General features: G+C 60.1%; 23 protein-coding genes. 12 read left to right on the top strand and 11 right to left on the bottom strand.

Annotated features, from left to right (window positions below; translation table 11 throughout):
• Positions 1–147 precede the first annotated feature (147 nt).
• Positions 148–1,629, bottom strand: coding sequence for a glutamate--tRNA ligase (gene gltX / locus K0H47_RS17775; RefSeq protein ID WP_093199413.1), 1,482 nt, complete (start codon positions 1,627–1,629; stop codon positions 148–150).
• Positions 1,630–1,825: 196 nt separating this feature from the next.
• On the opposite strand from gltX, the gene K0H47_RS17780 reads away from it, so the two are divergent.
• Both K0H47_RS17780 and K0H47_RS17785 read left to right on the top strand, forming a co-directional pair.
• On the top strand, positions 1,826–2,872 hold the full coding sequence (locus K0H47_RS17780) for an HlyD family secretion protein (RefSeq protein WP_063031750.1): 1,047 nt from the start codon (positions 1,826–1,828) through the stop codon (positions 2,870–2,872).
• Positions 2,862–4,412 (top strand): MDR family MFS transporter, encoded by a 1,551-nt coding sequence (locus K0H47_RS17785; RefSeq protein ID WP_063031752.1) that lies wholly within the window; start codon positions 2,862–2,864, stop codon positions 4,410–4,412. Before K0H47_RS17780 ends, K0H47_RS17785 begins: the two co-directional genes overlap by 11 nt.
• A gap of 165 nt (positions 4,413–4,577) precedes the next feature.
• Here K0H47_RS17785 and uvrB read toward each other — a convergent pair whose 3' ends face one another.
• Positions 4,578–6,593 carry an excinuclease ABC subunit UvrB gene (uvrB, locus tag K0H47_RS17790; protein ID WP_008438773.1) on the bottom strand — a complete coding sequence of 672 codons (2,016 nt, stop codon included), beginning with the start codon at positions 6,591–6,593 and terminating at the stop codon, positions 4,578–4,580.
• A gap of 343 nt (positions 6,594–6,936) precedes the next feature.
• On the opposite strand from uvrB, the gene K0H47_RS17795 reads away from it, so the two are divergent.
• A complete protein-coding gene (locus tag K0H47_RS17795; RefSeq protein WP_003214471.1) occupies positions 6,937–8,133 on the top strand; it encodes an amino acid aminotransferase in 1,197 nt (398 codons plus the stop codon).
• 309 nt (positions 8,134–8,442) lie between these two features.
• Positions 8,443–8,652 carry a hypothetical protein gene (locus K0H47_RS17800; protein ID WP_093199424.1) on the top strand — a complete coding sequence of 70 codons (210 nt, stop codon included), beginning with the start codon at positions 8,443–8,445 and terminating at the stop codon, positions 8,650–8,652.
• A 550-nt stretch (positions 8,653–9,202) separates the two neighbouring features.
• Here K0H47_RS17800 and K0H47_RS17805 read toward each other — a convergent pair.
• Positions 9,203–10,078, bottom strand: a complete 876-nt coding sequence (locus K0H47_RS17805) for a LysR family transcriptional regulator (protein WP_063031754.1) — start codon at positions 10,076–10,078, stop codon at positions 9,203–9,205.
• 104 nt (positions 10,079–10,182) lie between these two features.
• Between K0H47_RS17805 and K0H47_RS17810 the strand changes: the two genes are divergently transcribed.
• A complete protein-coding gene (locus tag K0H47_RS17810) occupies positions 10,183–11,574 on the top strand; it encodes an aldehyde dehydrogenase family protein (protein WP_219273322.1) in 1,392 nt (463 codons plus the stop codon).
• A gap of 34 nt (positions 11,575–11,608) precedes the next feature.
• Here the strand turns inward: K0H47_RS17810 and K0H47_RS17815 are convergent, their stop codons facing one another.
• Positions 11,609–12,247, bottom strand: coding sequence for a TetR family transcriptional regulator (locus K0H47_RS17815; protein WP_063031759.1), 639 nt, complete (start codon positions 12,245–12,247; stop codon positions 11,609–11,611).
• Positions 12,248–12,376: 129 nt separating this feature from the next.
• Between K0H47_RS17815 and K0H47_RS17820 the strand changes: the two genes are divergently transcribed.
• From K0H47_RS17820 to K0H47_RS17830, 3 genes are all read left to right on the top strand, one after another.
• Entirely contained in the window at positions 12,377–13,033 is a 657-nt protein-coding gene (locus K0H47_RS17820) for an O-methyltransferase (protein ID WP_219273323.1), read from the top strand.
• A gap of 98 nt (positions 13,034–13,131) precedes the next feature.
• Entirely contained in the window at positions 13,132–14,343 is a 1,212-nt protein-coding gene (locus K0H47_RS17825) for a YeeE/YedE family protein (RefSeq protein WP_219273324.1), read from the top strand.
• 168 nt (positions 14,344–14,511) lie between these two features.
• Positions 14,512–14,850, top strand: a complete 339-nt coding sequence (locus K0H47_RS17830; protein ID WP_219273325.1) for a hypothetical protein — start codon at positions 14,512–14,514, stop codon at positions 14,848–14,850.
• Between the two features lie 116 nt (positions 14,851–14,966).
• On the opposite strand, the gene K0H47_RS17835 is transcribed toward K0H47_RS17830, so the two are convergent.
• From K0H47_RS17835 to K0H47_RS17855, 5 genes are all read right to left on the bottom strand, one after another.
• Positions 14,967–15,350: a c-type cytochrome gene (locus K0H47_RS17835; protein ID WP_093199451.1), complete on the bottom strand. Its 384-nt coding sequence runs from the start codon at positions 15,348–15,350 to the stop codon at positions 14,967–14,969.
• Positions 15,351–15,383: 33 nt separating this feature from the next.
• A complete protein-coding gene (locus tag K0H47_RS17840; RefSeq protein WP_219273365.1) occupies positions 15,384–16,283 on the bottom strand; it encodes an alpha/beta hydrolase fold domain-containing protein in 900 nt (299 codons plus the stop codon).
• 147 nt (positions 16,284–16,430) lie between these two features.
• Complete coding sequence (locus tag K0H47_RS17845; protein WP_063034020.1) at positions 16,431–16,871, bottom strand: TspO/MBR family protein; 441 nt, start codon at positions 16,869–16,871, stop codon at positions 16,431–16,433.
• Positions 16,872–16,995: 124 nt separating this feature from the next.
• Complete coding sequence (locus K0H47_RS17850) at positions 16,996–17,388, bottom strand: hypothetical protein (RefSeq protein WP_063031770.1); 393 nt, start codon at positions 17,386–17,388, stop codon at positions 16,996–16,998.
• 35 nt (positions 17,389–17,423) lie between these two features.
• Positions 17,424–18,125, bottom strand: coding sequence for a hypothetical protein (locus tag K0H47_RS17855; protein ID WP_219273326.1), 702 nt, complete (start codon positions 18,123–18,125; stop codon positions 17,424–17,426).
• 131 nt (positions 18,126–18,256) lie between these two features.
• Between K0H47_RS17855 and K0H47_RS17860 the strand changes: the two genes are divergently transcribed.
• Both K0H47_RS17860 and K0H47_RS17865 read left to right on the top strand, forming a co-directional pair.
• Positions 18,257–18,529, top strand: coding sequence for a DUF3630 family protein (locus tag K0H47_RS17860; RefSeq protein ID WP_076016096.1), 273 nt, complete (start codon positions 18,257–18,259; stop codon positions 18,527–18,529).
• A gap of 325 nt (positions 18,530–18,854) precedes the next feature.
• Positions 18,855–19,187 carry a DUF6124 family protein gene (locus tag K0H47_RS17865; RefSeq protein WP_167662448.1) on the top strand — a complete coding sequence of 111 codons (333 nt, stop codon included), beginning with the start codon at positions 18,855–18,857 and terminating at the stop codon, positions 19,185–19,187.
• Between the two features lie 22 nt (positions 19,188–19,209).
• Here K0H47_RS17865 and K0H47_RS17870 read toward each other — a convergent pair whose 3' ends face one another.
• On the bottom strand, positions 19,210–19,443 hold the full coding sequence (locus K0H47_RS17870; RefSeq protein WP_219273327.1) for a hypothetical protein: 234 nt from the start codon (positions 19,441–19,443) through the stop codon (positions 19,210–19,212).
• Between the two features lie 268 nt (positions 19,444–19,711).
• Between K0H47_RS17870 and K0H47_RS17875 the strand changes: the two genes are divergently transcribed.
• Together K0H47_RS17875 and K0H47_RS17880 are read left to right on the top strand one after the other, a co-directional pair.
• Complete coding sequence (locus tag K0H47_RS17875) at positions 19,712–20,080, top strand: hypothetical protein (RefSeq protein ID WP_219273328.1); 369 nt, start codon at positions 19,712–19,714, stop codon at positions 20,078–20,080.
• A 108-nt stretch (positions 20,081–20,188) separates the two neighbouring features.
• The gene (locus tag K0H47_RS17880; protein ID WP_201139933.1) at positions 20,189–20,767 is read left to right on the top strand and encodes a hypothetical protein; all 579 of its coding nucleotides are present in this window, start codon (positions 20,189–20,191) and stop codon (positions 20,765–20,767) included.
• Positions 20,768–20,942: 175 nt separating this feature from the next.
• Here the strand turns inward: K0H47_RS17880 and K0H47_RS17885 are convergent, their stop codons facing one another.
• A complete protein-coding gene (locus K0H47_RS17885) occupies positions 20,943–21,506 on the bottom strand; it encodes an NADAR family protein (protein WP_219273329.1) in 564 nt (187 codons plus the stop codon).
• Positions 21,507–21,591 lie beyond the last annotated feature (85 nt).

Genomic DNA, 21,591 nt, shown 5'->3' on the forward strand with positions numbered 1-21,591 from the left:
TCGTCGGTGAGGACGGGGCGAATCTTAATGGCGTATTCGAAACGTGTCAAATTTATTTTCAACAATTTTCAAAATTTTTTGCCGAGATAACAATCACTTACCGAGCAAACCCCGGAAAACCGGGGTTTGGCCGTTACAACCGCCGGCTTAAGCGATAGCGCCCAGCAGCTTTTCCCATTCCTTGTTTTCTTTCTTCGACACACCACCAAGCAAATCAAGGGCTTGGCGCAGACGGAAACGGGTCAGGTCCGGGCCCAGAATTTCCATCGCATCGAGTACCGACACCGAACTCGCCTGCCCGGTGATAGCAGCAAACATCAACGGCATCGCATCGCGCAGTTTCAACTCCAGGGATTCAACCACCGCCTGGATAGTCGCGGTGATCGCATCCTTCTCCCACTGGCGCAGACTTTCGAGCTTCCACAGGATCAACTGCATCAACTGGCGAACCTGGTCAGCCGAGAGCTTCTTCGACTCAAACAGCTTCACGTCCGGGTTAACGCCACCGGCAAAGAAGAAACTCGCCAACGGTGCAACCTGGCTGAACGTCTCCACCCTGCCCTGCACCAGCGGCGCGATCTTCATCATGTACTCGGGGTTCAACGCCCACTGCTGCACGCGGCTGGCGAACTCTTCCACCGGCAGGTCACGCAGCCACTGGCCGTTGAGCCACGACAGTTTCTCGATGTCGAAGATCGGCCCGCCCAGGGACACACGGGACAAGTCGAAGTTATCGACCATCTCCTGCAACGAGAACTTCTCGCGCTCGTCCGGCATCGACCAGCCCATGCGGCCCAGGTAGTTGAGCATCGCCTCAGGCATAAAGCCCATGCGCTCGTAGAAGGTCACCGAAGTCGGGTTCTTGCGCTTGGACAGTTTGCTCTTGTCCGGGTTACGCAGCAGCGGCATGTAGCACAGCTGCGGTTGTTCCCAGCCGAAGTACTCGTAGAGCAGGATCAGTTTCGGCGCCGATGGCAGCCACTCTTCGCCACGCAGTACGTGGGTGATGCCCATCAGGTGGTCGTCCACCACGTTGGCCAGGAAGTACGTCGGCAGGCCGTCGGTCTTCATCAGCACTTGCATGTCCATGCGGTCCCACGGGATCTCGACGTCACCGCGCAGCATGTCCGGCACCACGCACACGCCTTCGCTCGGCACCTTCATGCGGATAACGTGCGGCTCGCCGGCGGCCAGGCGCTGGGCCACTTCTTCCTTCGACAGCAGCAGTGCGCGGCCGTCATAGCGCGGGGTTTCGCCACGGGCCTGTTGCTCGGCGCGCATCTGGTCCAGCTCTTCGGCAGTGCAGAAGCACGGGAAGGCGTGGCCCATGTCGACCAACTGCTGGGTGTATTTTTTGTAGATGTCGCTGCGCTCGCTCTGGCGATACGGGCCGTGTGGGCCGCCGACATCCGGGCCTTCAGCCCAGGTAATGCCCAACCAGCGCAGGGCATCGAAAATCTGCTGTTCCGACTCACGGGTGGAGCGCAGTTGATCGGTGTCTTCGATCCGCAGGATGAATTCACCGCCATGCTGCTTGGCAAAGCAGTAGTTGAACAAGGCGATGTAAGCAGTACCTACGTGGGGATCCCCAGTAGGCGATGGCGCGATGCGCGTGCGGACGGTGGTCATGGCGGGTCTCGAATTGGCGATAAAACTGAAAATGAAACAAGGGGCGAATGGTAACAGCCCCAAGCCCTTGGGCTCCAGCGTGGGGAGGCGAACAAAGGGCATATGAGACAAGCTCCGGTCTCAAGTCCCGCCATGGCTATTTGCCAGATCATTCGCTGGCTATATTCCATTACCTTTTGTCGACGACCTTATCGCCATGCCTGCCCCGCTCAAACGCCGCCTGTTTATCTTCCTGTTGATCGTGGTCCTGATTGCCGCGGGCTTTTTCGCCCAGTGGTTCTTCAAGGGCCGCTTTTATGAAAGCACCGATAACGCCTACGTCCAGGGCGAGATCACCCGCGTCTCCAGCCAGCTTGGCGCGCGCATCGTCGAGGTGCTGGTGGGCGACAACGAACACGTTGAAAAAGGCCAACTGCTGGTCAAGCTCGAAGGTGACGACTTCCACCTCGCCGTCGACCGCGCCAACGCCGCCCTGGCCATGCGCGAAGCCGAGCGCGTGCAGGCCCAGAGCAAACTCACCCAGCAAGCCAGCCTGATCGCCGCCGGTGCAGCCAAGGTTTCTTCCAGCCAGGCCACCCTCGGGCGCTCGCAGATCGACCTGAACCGCGCACAAACCCTGCGCAAGCCCGGCTACGTCTCGGAAGAACGGGTCACCACCCTCGACGCCGACAACCACATCGCCCGCTCCCAAGTGACCATGGCCCAGGCCGACCTGCAGGGCCAGCGCCAGCAGGTCAACGCCCTGAACGCCGAGATCAAGCGCCTCGACGCAATGATCGCCAACGCCAAGACCGACCTGGCCCAGGCCGAACTGAACCTGACCCGCAGCGAAATCCACGCGCCCATCAGCGGCCTGATCGGCCAGCGTGCCGCACGCAACGGTCAATATGTGCAAGCCGGTGCCTACCTGCTGTCGATCGTCCCGGACCAGGACATCTGGGTGCAGGCCAACTTCAAGGAAACCCAGATCGGCCACATGCAACCCGGGCAAAAAGCCGAGCTGACGTTCGACGCCTACAGCGATACTCCAATCGAAGGCCGCGTTGCCAACCTGTTCGGCGCCTCCGGCGCGCAGTTCAGCCTGCTGCCACCGGACAATGCCACGGGCAACTTCACCAAAGTCGTACAACGGATTCCGGTCAAACTGACCTTCGCCGCCGATAACCCGCTGCTGGGCAAAATCCGCCCGGGCATGTCGGTGACGGTCAAAGTGAATATCCAAGACCCGCACGATGGCCGGTGATCAACTACTGCCGCCGGTCGGCGAACCGACCCGGCGCGACTGGATCGCGGTCATGAGCGTGATGCTCGGCGCCTTCATGGCAGTGCTCGACATCCAGATCACCAACTCGTCCCTCAAGGACATTCAAGGCGCGCTGTCGGCCACCCTGGAAGAAGGCTCGTGGATATCCACTTCCTACCTTGTGGCCGAAATCATCATGATCCCTCTCACCGCCTGGCTGGTGCAGCTGCTGTCGGCGCGTCGCCTGGCGGTGTGGGTGTCCGGCGGATTCCTGATCGCCTCGTTGATGTGCTCCATGGCCTGGAGCCTGGAAAGCATGATCGTGTTCCGCGCCTTGCAGGGCTTTACCGGCGGCGCGCTGATCCCCCTGGCGTTCACCCTCACCCTGATCAAGCTGCCCGAACATCACCGCGCCAAAGGCATGGCCATGTTCGCCATGACCGCCACCTTCGCCCCCTCCATCGGCCCGACCATCGGCGGCTGGCTCACGGAGAACTGGGGCTGGGAATACATCTTCTACATCAACATCCCGCCGGGCCTGATCATGATCGCCGGGCTGCTGTACGGCCTGGAGAAAAAGGATTCCAACTGGGACCTGCTCAAAAGCACCGACTACCTCGGCATCGTCACCATGGCCGTGGGCCTCGGGTGTTTGCAGGTATTTCTTGAGGAAGGCCATCGCAAGGACTGGCTGGAGTCGAACCTGATTGTCAGCCTGGGTACCGTCGCCCTGTTGAGTTTGATCACCTTCGTGATCGTGCAGATGTCCAAGCCCAACCCGCTGATCAACCTGCGGATTCTCGGCAATCGCAATTTCGGGCTGTCGAGCATCTCCAGCCTGGGGATGGGCGTGGGGTTGTACGGCTCGATCTATCTACTGCCGCTGTACCTGGCGCAGATCCAGAACTACAACGCCCTGCAGATCGGCGAAGTGATCATGTGGATGGGGGTTCCGCAGCTGTTCCTGATTCCGCTGGTGCCCAAGCTGATGAAATACGTGTCGCCCAAATGGCTGTGCACGCTGGGGTTCGGGCTGTTCGGGTTGGCGAGTTTTTCGTCAGGGGTGTTGAACCCGGACTTCGCCGGCGACCAGTTCAACCGCATCCAGATCATCCGCGCGCTGGGGCAGCCGTTGATCATGGTGACGATTTCGTTGATTGCCACGGCGTACATCATGCAGAAGGACGCGGGGTCGGCGTCGAGTCTGTTCAATATTTTGCGAAACCTGGGTGGGGCGATCGGGATTGCGCTGCTGGCAACGCTGCTGGATGCGCGCACCAAAACCTACTTTGATTATCTGCGCGAGGCGATTGTGCCGACCAATCCGCAGGTGGCGGAGCGCATGGCCAGGCTGACAGAGACGTTTGGCAGTGAGACGGCGGCGTTGGGCAAGTTGAGTGAGATTGCCCATCAACAGGCGCAGATCATGGCCTACAACGATGCGTTTCACTTTGTGGGGTTGGCGTTGGGGATCAGCATGGTGGCGATTTTGTTGACCAAGGCATTGCCGGCGGGGCTCAAGGCTGGGGAATCTCATTAGACCGAGGCGCCGCCATTCGCGAGCAAGCCCGCTCCCACACTTGACCGAGCTGTTGAAGATCGTTCCCACGCTCTGCGTGGGAATGCCTCACTGGACGCTCCGCGTCCGCTCTTGGGACGCAGAGCGTCCCGGGCTGCTTTCCCACGCAGAGCGTGGGAACGATCATCAGACCGCCAGCAACCGCTCCCGCAACTTGCCAATCTCATCGCGCATCTGCGCCGCCGCTTCAAACTCCAGATCCCGCGCCAACTGGTACATCTTCTCTTCCAACTGACGAATCCGCTTGGTGATCTCGCTCGGCGAACGCAATTCCGCTTCGTACTTGGCGTTCTCCTCCGCCGCCTTGGCCATGCCCTTGCGCTTCTTGCTGCGCGAGCCCGGCACGGTGGCGCCTTCCATGATGTCGGCCACATCCTTGAACACGCCCTTCGGCGTGATGCCATGTTCCAGGTTGTAGGCAATCTGCTTGTCGCGACGCCGCTCGGTCTCGCCAATCGCGCGCTCCATGGAACCGGTAATCCGGTCCGCATACAGAATCGCCCGGCCATTCAGGTTCCGCGCCGCCCGGCCAATGGTCTGGATCAAGGAGCGCTCGGACCGCAGGAAGCCTTCCTTGTCGGCATCGAGAATCGCCACCAGGGACACTTCCGGCATATCCAGACCTTCACGCAGCAGGTTGATCCCCACCAGCACATCGAACGCCCCCAAACGCAGGTCGCGGATGATTTCCACGCGCTCCACGGTGTCGATGTCCGAGTGCAAATAGCGCACGCGCACGCCGTGGTCGGCCAGGTAATCAGTCAAGTCTTCGGACATGCGCTTGGTCAGTGTGGTGACCAGCACCCGCTCTTCCAGGGCCACGCGCTTGGTGATTTCCGAGAGCAAGTCGTCCACCTGTGTCAGCGCCGGGCGGATTTCGATTTGCGGGTCCACCAGGCCCGTCGGGCGCACCAATTGCTCAATCACACGCCCGGCGTGTTCGGCCTCGTAGTTACCCGGCGTGGCCGAGACAAAAATCGTCTGCGGGCTGATGCCTTCGAACTCGTCAAAACGCATCGGCCGGTTATCCAGCGCCGACGGCAGGCGGAAGCCGTATTCCACCAAGGTCTCTTTACGCGAGCGGTCACCTTTGTACATCGCGCCCACCTGCGGCACGCTGACGTGGGATTCGTCGATCACCAGCAAGGCGTCGTCCGGCAGGTAGTCAAACAGGGTTGGCGGCGCCTGCCCGGATTCGCGGCCCGAGAGGTAGCGCGAGTAGTTTTCGATGCCGTTGCAGTAGCCCAGTTCGAGAATCATCTCCAGGTCGAAGCGGGTGCGTTGCTCCAGACGCTGGGCTTCCACCAGCTTGTTGTTGGAACGCAGGTATTCCAGGCGCTCCACCAGCTCAGCCTTGATGCCCTCGATGGCGCCCATCAGGGTTTCGCGCGGGGTCACGTAGTGGCTTTTCGGGTAGAAGGTGAAGCGCGGCAGCTTGCGGATCACCTCGCCGGTCAACGGGTCGAAGGCCGACAGGCTCTCGACTTCATCGTCGAACAGCTCTATGCGGATCGCTTCCAGGTCGGATTCCGCCGGGTAGATGTCGATCACATCGCCACGCACGCGGAAGCTCGCCCGGGCGAAGTCTATGTCGTTACGGGTGTATTGCAGGCTCGTCAGGCGACGCAACAGTTCGCGCTGGTCGAGTTTGTCGCCGCGGTCGACGTGCAGCACCATCTTCAAATAGGTTTCCGGGCTGCCCAGGCCGTAGATGCACGACACCGTGGTGACGATGATCGCGTCTTTGCGTTCCAGCAGCGCCTTGGTCGCCGAGAGCCGCATCTGCTCGATGTGGTCGTTGATCGAGGCGTCTTTCTCGATAAAGGTGTCGGACGACGGTACGTAGGCTTCGGGCTGGTAGTAGTCGTAGTAGGAAACGAAGTACTCCACCGCGTTGTTCGGGAAGAACGCCTTGAACTCGCCATACAACTGCGCGGCCAGGGTCTTGTTCGGCGCCAGCACCAGGGTCGGCCGATTCACCTGGGCGATCACGTTGGCGATGCTGAAGGTCTTACCGGAGCCGGTCACCCCGAGCAAGGTCTGGTGTGCCAGGCCGGCTTCGATGCCTTCGACCATCAGACGGATGGCTTCCGGTTGATCGCCGGCAGGCTCGAAGCGGGTGACTAGCTGGAAATCCGACATAACGTACCTCTTGAGTCACCCCGAGGCCGGAAAAAGCAACGGGGACGAAAAAGACCGCGACCCGCGACTGTTCGGCGCAGATTGCAGGAAAAAACCATGATAGCTGTAGAAGTGGAGGCAAATGTGACGGGTTTCAAGGCAATCGTCCTACATGCCATTGCCAGTCAATGTTGCAATAAGACTAACGGTCGGTAAATAAACCGAAAAACTTGGCCGAAAAGCCGTTTCGGCTGTCGCCGCGAGCCGTGATGGCCTCTATACTAGCTCCCCGTTTGTGCACCGCTCTAGTGCATTCGGCTGGAGCGCGACACGTCCCTCCACTCTCTATAGAGCTGCCGCAAAAATGAGCCTGTTCTCCGCTGTCGAAATGGCACCACGCGATCCAATCCTGGGCCTCAACGAAGCATTCAACGCCGATACCCGAACCACCAAGGTGAACCTTGGCGTGGGCGTTTACTGCAACGAGGAGGGGAAGATTCCACTCTTGCGTGCCGTTGCCGAAGCGGAAGCCATTCGCGTGGCGCAACACGCCGCCCGTGGCTACTTGCCGATCGACGGTATTGTCGCCTACGACCAGGCCGTGCAAAAGCTGCTGTTCGGCGCGCAATCGCCACTGATCAGCTCCGGCCGCGTCATCACGGCCCAAGCGGTCGGCGGCACCGGCGCCCTGAAAATCGGCGCAGACTTCCTCAAGCAACTGCTGCCCAACGCCGTCGTCGCCATCAGCGACCCGAGCTGGGAAAACCACCAGGCGCTGTTCGAAAAAGCCGGCTTCCCGGTACAGACCTATCGCTACTACGACGCCGCCACCCACGACGTCAACCGCGCCGGCCTGCTGGAAGACCTCAACGCCCTGCCGCCCCAGTCCATCGTTGTGCTGCACGCCTGCTGCCACAACCCGACCGGCGTCGACCTGAGCCCGGCCGACTGGCAACAAGTGCTGGACGTGGTCAAGGCGAAAAACCTCGTACCGTTCCTCGACATGGCCTACCAGGGCTTTGGCGACGGCATCGACGAAGACGCCGCTGCGGTGCGCCTGTTCGCCGAGTCGGGCCTGACCTTCTTTGTGTCCAGCTCGTTCTCCAAGTCGTTCTCGCTGTACGGCGAGCGCGTGGGCGCCCTGTCCATCGTTACCGACTCCAAGGAAGAAAGCGCGCGCATCCTGTCCCAGGTCAAGCGCGTGATCCGCACCAACTACTCCAACCCGCCGACCCACGGCGCGGCGATCGTTGCAGCGGTGCTGAACAACCCTGAGCTGCGCGCCCAGTGGGAAGCGGAACTGGCCGAAATGCGCCTGCGCATTCGCGGCATGCGCGAGCAGATGGTGGCAGACCTGGCCAAGGCTGCACCGGGCCACGACTTCAGCTTCGTCGGTCGCCAGCGCGGGATGTTCTCCTACTCCGGCCTGAGCGTTGAGCAAGTGACGCGCCTGCGCAGCGAGTTTGGTATCTATGCGCTGGACACTGGCCGCATCTGTGTGGCGGCGTTGAACCAGAAGAACATCGATGCTGTGACCAAGGCTATCGTTCAGGTGCTGTAAGCCTGTTGTGATGCAAAAAAAGGGGAAGCCGGTGGCTTCCCCTTTTTCATTCTGCGAACGCGCCCAACGTGGCGAGGGAGCTTGCTCCCGCTGGGCTGCGCAGCGGCCCTGAAACCTGCCACCGTGAACTTTCTGAATGAATGCGGTGCCTGAATGGGGGCCGCTTCGCGCCCCAGCGGGAGCAAGCTCCCTCACCACAGGGTGAGCAGATTGCTTCAATAGATGAGTGCATCCCCCCTAAAAATTCGCTGCTTTCAGTCCGCTACCCCTAGACTGACAGCAAGACAGTCCCTTCCCCTCGAGTACCCTATGAGAAACGACGACCTGGACCTGCGTGCCGACCGCGACGAACTGGACCACTTCACCCCGCGCCCGCCCCCCGTCAAGCGCCAGAAAAGCCTGGTACTGCAAATCGCCCTCGGGGTATTCCTCGGCGGTTTGGCCTTGTGGCTGGTGCAACTGGGCGCCGGCGCCCTGATGGCCAAACTGGCCATGGGCACCTTCCAGTTCGGCGGCTAATCAAGACCAAATGTGGGAGCCGTCGAGCTTTAGCGAGGCCGCGATAGCGGTGGGTCAGGCACCATCGTTGTCGCCTGTGCCGACGTCATCGCAGCCTCGCTGAAGCTCGACAGCTCCCACAGAGAACCTATTCCGCCTTCAGTCCGCGCTCTTGTGGCCGGTGCAACTCGGAACAAGCAGACACCCTGCAATTTGGCAACTGACCAAGACCAAATGTGGGAGCCGTCGAGCTTTAGCGAGGCCGCGATAGCGGTGGGTCAGGCACCATCAATGTCGACGGTGCCGACGTCATCGCAGCCTCGCTAAAGCTCGACAGCTCCCACCGGGGACCTATTCCGCCTTCAGTCCACTCTCTTCCGGCAACCATGGTTTGTGCAACTCGGTGCAAGCAGACACCCCGCAATCTGGCGGTTAACCCCCTGAGTTGAACTTCCCGTAGCAGCTGTCGAGCCCCAGCGAGGCTGCGTCAGGCGCGACTCGGTTTGAGTGTATGACTCGATAGCGGCAGCGCGGCCAACGCAGCCTCGCTGGGGCTCGACAGCTGCTACGGCTACGATGCCAGGGCCAGGCCACGCTCTTCCAGCAACCGCACAAAACTGTTCAAGCTCTGTGACACCGTGCCCCGGCGCCAGATCAGCCAGGTATTCAAAATCCGGAATGTATCCGTCAACGGCCACACACTCACCGTCCTGAACCCCGGCATGCTCTCCAGCATGCTCCTCGGCATCAGCGCCAACCCCGCACCGGCGCTCACGCACGCCAGCATCCCGTGATAAGACTCCATCTCGAAGATCTTCCCCGGCACCGCGCCATCCTGTGAAAACCAGCGCTCAAAGTGGTGCCGGTACGAACAGTTCGAGCGAAACGTGTAGATGCTCTCCCCGCTCACATCCTGCCCTCGGGTGATCGGCGCGTGGTGCAGCGGCGCAATCACCACCATTTCCTCCTCAAACACCGCCACGCCTTCCAGTGTCGCGTGCAGCACCGGCCCATCGACAAACGCCGCCGCCAACCGCCCCGACAACACGCCCTCGATCATCGCCCCGGATGGCCCGGTGGTCAGGTCCAGCTCGACCTTGGCGTGCTTCTGGTTATACGCCGCCAACACCGCAGGGATGCGCACCGCCGCCGTGCTCTCCAGTGACCCCAAAGCAAACGCGCCCTGAGGCTCCTCCCCCGCCACCGTCGCCCGGGCTTCCTGCACCAGGTCAAGAATCCGCCGCGCATAACCGAGGAAATTCCACCCGGCCGGTGACAACCGCAATCGGCTCTTTTCGCGAATAAACAAATCCACGCCCAAGTCCTGCTCCAACTGCTTGATCCGCGTGGTCAGGTTTGACGGCACGCGATGGATCAACTGCGCGGCGGCGCTGATGCTGCCTTGCTCGGCAACGGCTTTGAAAATTTCCAGCTGGACCAGATCCAAGTCATTCTCCAAACGTGAACGTATTGCTTAATATTATTCAGTTTCCGAAAAAGATACAGCCCCGTACGCTGGCCTCCATCCCATTCACTGCGCAGGACGGTGCCATGAACCCCATTTCTTCCCAGACCCACGCCTTGTCGATCAACCCCGCCAACGGTGAAACGGTCGCCAGCTACCCGTACGAAACCGAGGCGCAGTTGGACGCCGCCCTCACCCGCTCGATCAACGCCTTCCGCAACGGGCGCAATACCCCCGTCGCCCAGCGCGCCGAATTGCTGCTGGCCCTGGCGAGCACCCTGCGGGACCAAGCCGAAGAAATGGCCCAGATGATCACCCTGGAAATGGGCAAACCCATCGCCCAGGCTCGTGGCGAAATCGAAAAATGCGCCCAACTGGCCGAGTGGTACGCCGCCCACGGCCCGGCCATGCTCGCCCCGGAAGCCACCCTGGTGGACAACGGCACCGCGCAAATCGAATACCGCCCGCTCGGCCCGATCCTCGCCGTGATGCCGTGGAACTTCCCGGTGTGGCAAGTGCTGCGCGGCGCCGTGCCGACCATGCTCAGCGGCAACACCTACGTGCTCAAACACGCACCTAACGTGATGGGCAGCGCGTACCTGATGAAACAAGCCTTCCAGCGCGCCGGCTTCGCCGATGGCCTGTTCGAAGTGATCAACGTCACCCAGGACGGTGTGTCCAAAGCCATCGCCGACCCACGCATCGCCGCCGTGACCCTCACCGGCAGCGTGCGCGCCGGCATGGCCATCGGCTCCCAGGCCGGGGCCGCGTTGAAGAAATGCGTACTGGAGCTGGGCGGCTCCGACCCGTTCATCGTGCTCAACGACGCCAACCTCGACGAAGCCGTGCAAGCCGCCCTGATCGGCCGCTTCCAGAACTCCGGCCAGGTGTGCGCCGCCGCCAAGCGCCTGATCATCGAGGCAGGCGTGGTGGAAGCCTTCACCGCCAAATTCCTCGAAGCCAGCCGCAACCTGGTGATGGGCGACCCGACCGCCAGCGAAACCTACATCGGCCCGATGGCTCGCTTCGACCTGCGGGACGAACTCGACGGCCAGGTCCAGGCCACCCTGGCCGAAGGCGCCACCTTGCTGCTGGGCGGCCATAAAGTCGAAGGCGCAGGCAACTTCTACGCACCCACCGTGCTGGCCAACGTCACCGACCAGATGACCTCGTTCAAACAGGAACTGTTCGGGCCGGTCGCCTCCATCATCACCGCCCGGGATGCCGACCACGCCGTGGCCCTGGCCAACGACAGTGAATTCGGCCTGACCGCCAGCGTGTTCACCACCGACCCGGAAAAGGCACGCCACATCGCCAATCAACTGGAAACCGGCGGGATCTTTATCAACGCCTACAGCGTGTCCGACCCTCGGGTCTCGTTTGGGGGTGTGAAGAAGAGTGGATTCGGGCGGGAGTTGTCGCACTTTGGTGTGCGGGAATTCTGCAATGCGCAAACCGTGTGGCGGAACCGCCGCTAAGGCAAGCGCTGCAAACGATGGCCCGCCCTGTGGGTCATCGTGCTGCCTGGTTAAGCACCGTCACATACGCACCGAACATATCCGCCATCGCATCCGCGTAGGCAGTAATTTGCGCTTCGGTGCGCGGGCTTCCCGAGAATTCCTTGCCCACCGAACTGAAGGTGGTGACGATCAAGTCGCACGCCAGGTCGCGGGTCGCCTCAGGCACCTGCGGCAGCAGTTCCAGCATGAACGTCTGGAAGACCTGTTGCCCTCCCGCCCGAACCTCATGGGCTTCGGGCGCGTCACGGTACAGCGGCGCGGCGTCACTCAGCGCGACCCGCATCTGCGCCTCCTCACACTCCGAACGAATAAACGCATGCACCAACGCCCGCAGCCGCTCAAGGGGCGGCTGGCTGACGTCTTCCAGAATCCGGCTGAGCATTTGCGAGGTTTGCTGCCATTCATCGGTCTGCAACCGAAACAGGATCGCCGCCTTGTTAGGGAAGTATTGATACACCGAGCCCACACTCACGCCCGCCTTCTCCGCAACCCGAGCGGTGGTGAAACGGCTGGCGCCTTCCTTGGCCAAAACCTGAATAGCCGCTTCGAGAATGGCCGACACCAACTCGGTGGATCGCGCCTGTTTGGGCTCTTTGCGTGAGGAAATCTGCGAGGTCTGGCGATCGGTCATGGGGCGTGCCTGCTGCGGTTTGAATGCGAATAGCGAATGTGACGAATTGTTCGCATACTTTAAATGCGACGAATCATTCGCATACTAGCCCGGTGCCTCACGGCGCTCAACCTGCAACAGGACCTCCCCATGAATACGCTTACCTCGGCCCCGATGGCGGCTCTGATTGAACGGCTGTACACACAAGCCGATGCCGTCACGAGCCCCGTCCTCAACAACGTGACACCTGAAGAACGTGATCGCCTGATGCGCAGCAAAACCGACTACCTGGAACTCTACGGGCTGCTGAAAGACCTGTGGCTGCCCGTCTCCCGCGACACCGGCACCCTGCTCTACATGCTGGCTCGCAGCAGCAAAGCCCGGGCCATTGTCGAGTTCGGCACCTCGTTCGGCCTGTCCACCCTGCACCTGGCGGCCGCCCTGCGGGACAACGGCGGCGGCGCGCTGATCAGCAGCGAGTTCGAGCCCTCGAAGATCGCCCTGGCGCGGCAACACCTGGAACAAGGCGGCGTAAGCGACCTCGTGGAGATCCGCCAAGGTGATGCCCTGGTCACCCTGGCCAGCGGCCTGCCCGACAGCGTCGACCTGCTGCTGCTCGACGGCGCCAAAGCCTTGTATGGCGATGTACTGAACCTGGTGGAAAGCCGCCTCAAGCCCGGCGCGTTGATCATCGCCGACAACACCAACTACTGCCCCGACTACCTGGCCCGGGTGCGCTCGCCTGCAAATGGCTACCTGTCGGTGCCGATCGGTGACGACGTCGAGCTGTCAGTTCGCCTCGGCTAATGCCCCTCATTGGAGGATTCGAGACGCCAGTGGAAGGGTGCGAGGTTTATACTCGGCACCCTCGCCTTTAACCCACGGCCTACGAACCGAGATACCCGATGAGCCTTTGCCTCTCTACAACCCCTGCGCGCAAACCGCTCGCGCCCCTGCTGGCGTTTGTCATTCTGCTGTTCGGCGCCATCTTCCTGCAAAACAGCGTCGGCTCGCGCCAAGTGCTGTTGCTGGTGGTCGGCGCCGCACTGGGCCTGACGCTGTACCACGCCGCTTTCGGCTTCACCTCGGCCTGGCGGGTGTTCATCACCGACCGACGTGGCGCGGGCTTGCGTGCGCAGATGGTGATGCTGGCGATTGCCGTGGTGCTGTTCTTCCCCGCGCTGGGGGCTGGCACGTTGTTCGGCCAACCCGTGGTCGGGCTGGTGGCGCCGGCCGGGGTGTCGGTGGTGTTCGGGGCATTCATCTTCGGCATCGGCATGCAACTGGGCGGCGGCTGTGCGTCCGGCACCCTGTTCACCGTGGGCGGCGGTAATGCGCGCATGCTGGTGACCTTGTTCTTCTTTATCTGTGGTTCGTTGATCGCGACTCATCACGTCGACTGGTGGTTTGCCCTTCCTTCATTCCCGGCGGTTTCCATCGTCAAAAGCTTCGGCGTGGTGCCGGCGTTGCTGCTGAGCCTGGCGGTGTTCGGGATCATCGCAGCAGTCACCGTGCGCCTGGAAAAAGGCCGTCACGGGCAGCTCGAAGCCGGCGTCACCAGCGAACACCAAGGCCTGCGCCGCTTCCTGCGCGGGCCGTGGCCATTGGTGTGGGGCGCGATTGGCTTGGCCCTGCTCAACTACGCCACCCTGGCACTGGCCGGGCGGCCGTGGGGCATCACTTCGGCGTTCGCGCTGTGGGGCGCCAAGGTCGCCAGCGGGTTGGGCGTGGACGTGGGTAGCTGGGTGTTCTGGCAAATGCCGGGCAACGCCAAGGCCCTGGCAGCGCCGGTGTGGGAAGACGTGACCAGCGTGATGGACATCGGCATAATCCTTGGTGCGCTTTTGGCTGCGGGATTGGCCGGGCGTTTCGCTCCAAGCCTGAAGATTCCGGCACGCTCGCTGTTCGCCGCGGTGATCGGTGGGTTGCTGCTGGGTTATGGCTCGCGACTGGCGTACGGCTGCAACATCGGCGCGTACTTCAGCGGGATTGCCTCGGGCAGCCTGCATGGCTGGGTGTGGTTGGTGGCCGCGTTTATCGGCAACAGTGTGGGCGTGCGGTTGCGGCCGTTCTTCTTTGCGGGCGAGCGTCCGCAAGTGGCATTGAGCGGTTGCTGACTCGGTGACTGATCGTTCCCACGCTCCGCGTGGGAATGCCGCCGGGGACGCTCTGCGTCCCGCACTGGGTGACGCGGAGCGTCACGGGATGTATTCCCACGCAGAGCGTGGGAACGATCACAACCGCCCTTCGCTCCCGCGTCCATCCAACTAGAAGGAAACCGCCCAATGGAATTGGAACGTGCGCGGAAACTGATTCATGAAGGGATAGATCATGACTTCCCGGTTGACGGCCTCATCCTTGTGCTGGAAGCCGCTATTGAGCTGCTTTCGCTTCCAGACAATGACTTCTGTTGGTCAAGGTGGGACAACGAAGTCCAAGCAAAAGGAGAGTTACTTGGCATGATCAACAGGCTCAACGCAGGTGCGTTACCCGAAAAGATGAGTGTGAGTCTGCTGTTTGCGCCAACTGGTCCGCTGCAAGAAGTCAGCCTTAGCAGCGGCTGGGGGGAAGCTTTCCTCAGAGTGGCTTCGAGATACGAAGAAGTTGAAGCGTTGCTGTGGTGATTTGATCGTTCCCACGCTCCGCGTGGGAATGCCGCCGGGGACGCTCTGCGTCCCGCTGTTGGTGACGCGGAGCGTCACGGGATGCATTCCCACGCGGAGCGTGGGAACGAGCAGCATCATCGGCTTTTTGAAATCACACCACTCATGTACTGATTCAAGTCGCGGAAGTCCTGAACTTTCCAGGTGAACGGCGACAGCTTCACACCGTTCTCCCGCAACGTTCTGGGAATCAGGTCGCCATTTGGACGAAGAATGACGGACGACACGATAACGCCCGGATAATCACTCAAGCGTTTTTTGAAAGTAGTCGTTGTCAGGTCAGGCGTAGGCGGATTGCTTTTATTCGCCAAGGGCCCCGTGCCTTTGATATCCGCACCGTGGCACATGGCGCATCGCTGCAGATAAATGTTTTTCCCGTTAACGTTGTCCGCAAAGGACAGTGACGTTTGAACCAGCGATAAAATCCCCAGCGACGCGATGAATGTTTTTCTTATGCTCATCTTTCCATGTGGCCTTGTTGTAAAAATCCGATATCAACTAACCGAGCGTAAACGACCCGTGATCCACTCACGGCTGTAAGCCAGCACCCTGCCCGACATCGCCGTCGGAAAATGAATAAACCCATGAGCCGCCTGCGGTAACAGATACACCTCAGACCCCGCCCATCGCTCCGCCATCTGCAGCGTGTCGTCCAGCAGCGGGTCCAGATCCCCCACAAACATCAGTGCCGGCGGCAGCCCCGCAAGGTCGCCATACAACGGTGACAACGACGGCTGCCGACGCTGCTCATCACTTAAGCCCGGCGTCAGCAAGCGCAGCGCTTCTACCATGCCCGGCCCGTCCAGCAACAGCGTTTCCCGCCCCGCCGTGCGCACACTCGGTGTGCCGGTCAAATCGTAGACGCCGTAATACAGCACCGTCCCGCTCACCCGCGCCAGCAACTCGGGCCATTGCTTCAGCGCCAGCAACGTCGCCGCTGCCAGATGCCCACCGGCAGACTCGCCGACGACGATCACCGGCAGGCCAGCAAACTCCTCACAGTCCGCGAGCAACCAGCGCGCCGCAGCCAAGCAGTCTTCCAGAATCCCTTCCACCGGCGTGTTCACCGCCAGTCGATAATCCACCGACACCACCGCCACGTCGCACGCGTTGACCATGGCCACGTTGAGGTCGTCATTCATCTGTGCATTGCCGATCACCCAGCCGCCGCCATGGATATCCAGCACCACGCCCTTGGCCTTGCCCTTCGGCCGGATGATGCGCAACGGCACCGAGCCCACCCGGCGGCTTTCTGCCTGAAGGCCATGCTTGAGCAACTTGTTGCCGGCCACCATCTGACCGGAGCGCAACAGCGCCTGGATCACCCGGGGCGTCACGCGGTTGCGGATGCGAAAGCGCGGCAACCAGGCGAGCCTTTGGTTGAAGCGCTGCATTTGCGCCAGTTCATGTTCTTCAGCAGGCCACAGCGTGTGAGTTCCCAATTCGATATTCCCTCTATCTCTAAAAGAGATGTTCACCTTGGCCAGTGTGCGTGGGCATCATGGCAATGATGTTTCCGCCCTCTGCCCACGCCGCCAGGCTCAGCGGTTATTGCGCAGGATGGAGAAATTCAACGCTGCCGCAACGCTTAGCCACACCAGGTACGGGAAAAGGATCAGCCCGGTGATCAAATCCAGCCGCACCGTCAGCAGCACCATGGCAGCGACCACCAGCCACAGCAGCGTGATGATCACCATCCCGGCGAGAATGCGATGGGCGCCGAAGAACACCGGCGTCCACAGGGTGTTGAGTGCGATCTGCGCAGCCCATAGAGCCAGCACGATTTCGCTGCCGGGGATCAGGGTCAGGCGATAGCCGGCCCAAGCCAGCAGCAGGTAGATAATGGTCCAGGCGACCGGGAACAGCCAGTTGGGTGGCGTGAAGCTGGGTTTGACCAGGGTGGCGTACCAGTCGCCCGGTTTGAAGATAATGCCGGTGCTCGCCGCAGCACCGCAGGCCAGAAGAAAAATAAACAACGTCACCATGATCGGTCCTTAGCTGAGAGCAGCTGCCTGGAGATGAAAGCCTTGACGGCGGTTTCAGGGTTGGACGCCCCGCGCAGCAAAAAGTGTATTTTTCTTTCCTCTGCGCCCCGCCACAGATGCCCTAGCTGAACGCGATGTAAACAGGCTGCTGCTCCACCGCCGACTGCTCACAAGCACGCACCAGATCCCCCACGCAATAAAGCCGCCAGCCCTTGCCCGCGCCCCACTTGGCAGCCACATCATCAAGCGAGGCTGCTTCATCCCGCGCGGCCCGTTCCCAATCATCGTGACCGATCTCGGCGATCAGGCATGTTTGGTAGTCCTTCAAAAAGGGAAGCAGACCCTGCGCATGGTCAACCTCCAACAGCACAAAGTCAGCCGAGTCCAGTTGCTGCCTGGCCGCCTCGACCCAGTCCCGCGCCTGCAACGGAAGCGCGTCCAACACCGCCTCAAAGGCCGACCCCGACTTGTCGCTACCCTGAAACGAACCACACCCAATCTCGCCACCCGCCATGCCCTTCTCCTTAACCGCTATTCATACCCGCCCGGTTACTGACTTAACCCCAGGCGCTTTTTCGCCTTGTAGCAATCATTGATCGCGATCGCCCGCTGGTAATACTCCGCACGCTGCGCACGGTTACTGTCCCCCAGCAGCCGGTACATTTCAGCCTGATAATCCCGACTGCTGCCCCACTGCAACGCCATGCCCTGAGGCATCTCGGCCCTGCATTCAAGCTTCACCGCAGGCTGCGGGAAATACTGCTCATACGCGGGCGCGCTGGTTGCAATGGCCTTCAGCGTTGTCTGGAATTCGGGTGTGTCCGTAAATTCAAAGCAAAAGGATGAAAGCTGCAGTGCCGGTGGTGCAAAGCCTTGTAGGAAGCTGCTTTGGAGCAACGGGCAGGCCTTTTCCTTGATCTCGTCGACCGGGTAGAACATCACGTAGATCATTGCGAGGCGATGCTGGGCCACCGGGTGGTCCAGCGCGGCAGCTTGTTCAAGCAACTTGATCGCCGGCTTGAGCAACTCGCCTGCCTCCTCCACCAGCACTTGGGTACGCTTTTTCTCGTCTGCGCTGGCGGTGGAAAAGTTCGCAGGCACCGCTTCCAGCTTGGCATCTGCTTGTTTTAGGTACGGCACCGCCTGCTGATAGAGGCTCTCGGCGTGGGGGTCGATGTGCGGGGTGTTGGCCGTGCACAGTTGCGGTAACAGGCAGCCCAGGAACAGGGCAATCCAGTGGGGGATTTTCATAAACAGGCTTCCGTGCGGTGGGGCGTGGCTTGCCAGGGGGTCATTCCTTTGAAAGCTGCGCAGGTTCTGTCACATTCTACGACAAGCATCTCACGGCGAAACACGCCCTTTCACCCTATCGATGATCCCTTATGGAAATACAGATTTCGGAAACGTCCGACTGGCAATTGTTCGCGGCCATCGCCGAAACGCTGGAGCACGGCTTGAAAGGTGAATGGACCGTAAAGGCCGACGGGCTGGATCAGCGCTATTGGGATTTGTGCGTCGAAGGCCAGACCCTCACCCTGCACCTAGAGCATTATCTGGGGATCAGCCTGCTCATGCCTGGCCAGGGCGAGAGCCTGGAGGGGTTGAGTGATTTGGGGTTGAGGGCGTACCGGCTGGTGCTTCCATTTGCGGGATAAAGGAGACTTTGCGTAGGCCGTAGCACCTTGCTCCTTTGCCTACGCTTGCGTCAGAATCCGCCGGCTTGTGCACCTGGGTGGCCATCTCTAAGGTTGCTCGGTCGCTGAAAACTCAGTGATCGGGTTTAGTAGCCCTAGGGTCAATTACACATAGTGCATGAGCTACATCTATCAGACATTCCTGTCTGTGTTTGATGGTGGCTGTGCGTAGGGCGCCTTCGGGTGCGCCGGCTTTGTGTAATTCCCCGGTCTACTAACCTGCGTACAGCTGCCACCCTTCTTGTGTAGTAGCGAAAGGGTGTCGGCCCCATTCAGGAATTGCACCATGTTCAAAGTAACGCCGAATCCTCCGAAGAAACCGGATCTAAAACTCCACCAGGCTGCCCAACGCGCCATTGATCACTACCTCAATCCCGGCACTGATGCCGAGACAGTCCCAGAGACAACCGCCCTCTTCAGCGTCACCTCCGGCGTCAGCAGCGAAATCCTGATCGCCAACAGCTACGAAACCGTTTCCTCCGTCAGCGCCCTGCTGCTCGACCTGTCCGACGAACTGACCGGCAAAGACCGCGACGTGGCATTGGCCATACACCAACTGAGCGAATTGAGCGTACTGCTGATCGGCAAACTGATGGACCGCGAAACACCTCGGGCATAAAGCCCAACGCGGTCCTGCGGGACTAGCCCTTCAACTCACCCAACCGATTAGTCGCCGCGTCGTCGTATGCCACATACAACGACTCGGCGATTTGGCTTTTGATGGCTTTGGCACTTTCCAGCCCCAATACAAAACCTTCGGCTTTGCCGCCTGCGCGGTTCAGGTCTTCTTTGGTGTCAGCACCGGTGATGGCGTCGAGGAGCTTGATGGCTTGAGGGCCTACGCCTTTTGGGAGGCTGATTTGGTCGATGCTCATAGGGATGCCTCGGATGAGGTGCGGGATGGGGTGGTGCGGGTGAACGAGGTCATGGGCGATACCTTGAGATTGAGGTCGGTAGCGCGTGGAACCACTGCCGGGGGTGGCATGGTAGACCGGTATGGGAATTAAAGGGCTGGTTTCGGCCAATACCGGCCATTCCACCTGTCTAATAAACTAGAGGAGTTTCAGACTCCAGTCCGCTCTCTCGTAGTGCGCCGTAAAAATGCACCTAGACTCTGTGTGGTGAGCACCTTAAGGGCAGTACATGGAAATCACGATTAAACGGAAAAAAGGACTGTTTGATAGCGCCTATGGCCAGGCTATCCCACTGGCAATCTTTATTAATGGAGTGGTTGTAGGGCGCCTGGAAACGGGTGAAACATTGTCTCTGGACCTTCCGGACGCCTGCGGGATATTGCAAGTCGGTATGCTTGACCCTGGAAATTCGCCTTACATAGGAAGCACGTCTGGTGAGGTCATATCGACCAGCAACACACACCGCGTCACCCTTGGGCAAACCGTACAGGCTTTTTCGGTAAGGAACCGGAGATGGGTTCTTTTTGACGTGCTGGGCTTGGCTGGCTCGGCGCCATTTAACCGTTGGGTGCTAATGCTCGAGATAGATCAAACTTAGGAAGCCCTGACAGACTGCAATCGGCCAATAGCAGACGGGCGCGGCCTAGGTCGTTATCCTAAATAAAAGACTTGTCGTAAAAGCTGAATCATCATGAAAAGGTTCGCCATGGAACGCGATGTAACGCTACAGACTTCAGTCACGCCGAAATCAATCGCTAACGCCTTTCCGCCCTACCTGAAATTGGAGGCAGCTCGTCTGAGCTTGATCATGGGCGATACCCGATTTGCTGATCATCGAGGCATAGAGGTCACAACAGACAAAAATCGTGTGGTCATTCCATACCGAATCTACCACGAGGGCAGCGAGCAGGATGTTAGGTCTCTAAGCCGGACGCAAAGCATTATGTACTCTTGCCTATTGACCAGGCACCACAATGGCTATGTGCGCCAGCGCCAACTTGAGCGCATCCTCCCGATCTCCGAACCCTGGGTTGTTCCATTCGTTGTTCAGCTCACTGGCGAGTATGTGATCGAGATGCTCGACACGTGCGAATCCCACTTTTCCCTGCTTGACCCTGTGATTTACGGCGCATTCATCAGAGACAACCCGAAGTATTTTCAGGCCACACGAGACCGAATGATCAGCTACTGGGATTGCTATTATCGGTCGCTGTACAAGCGTAAACCTGACTATGTCGGGTTCAGGCTGTTCGACCAACTCCATGAGTTTGCATCTCGCCTGTGAACACTGAACCGCCCCCCGGCGCTCTTAACAGCCAGAAGCCGCCGCTCGAACTTATCGACGAAAACTCGGGCGACTCAGCTTTTGTTGATTAACACGCTTTCTTAGATAAGGTCACATGCAACAAGCCCTGGCGTTTACCAAGGCTTTCGCGTTTTTCGTAAGTAAGCTCAGGGCACTACCTTGAGGCTGGAATACTTGTCCCATCCCGCACCTGCATCAGCGCAAATCCCAGCAGATTCAACCCCTTCCACAGATTCGGATTGCTCACATCCGCATTGTCCTGTGCGAGCCCTATCCCCCAGATGTTATCAACCGGGCTGGCTTCGACAATAACGCGCGAACCGGTTTGTAGAAGGTATTCGTTCAACGGTGGATTCTGAGAGAACTTGGCCTGGTTCGCTCGAACGACGATGTCGTATCGGTGTTGCAGCCAAACCTTGTCATTGAATCCCCGCACGTTGCGGCCAAGTGCTTTGGCGGCATTAGGTGTAGGCGCGCGGAGCACCTGCGCACGGATTTCCTGATCGTCGAACAAGGCCGCTTTCTCGGCCATCATGAAGTGTTCGGCCGTAGGGTAATGTTGCCCCTCGACATTGAACCCAGCCTCGAACCATTGGCTGAAGCATGACGCTGTGACGGCCGTTTTGCTGCGTTGGTGCCCCCAGAAAAACGTATAACTCAGCTGTTCTCCAGCGTTAAAACGGGCGCAAAGTTCTTTCAGATGTTCAGAGTCGTTCAATGAAATATCCTCGCTAACTAAAGGACGAAGTTACAGCTACCGTGCTGACCAGGGCAACCACGAAGCTTGGTAGATCGAACGTCCA

The sequence above is a fragment of the Pseudomonas sp. Xaverov 83 genome, from assembly GCF_019352905.1.
Lineage (GTDB): Bacteria > Pseudomonadota > Gammaproteobacteria > Pseudomonadales > Pseudomonadaceae > Aquipseudomonas > Aquipseudomonas yamanorum.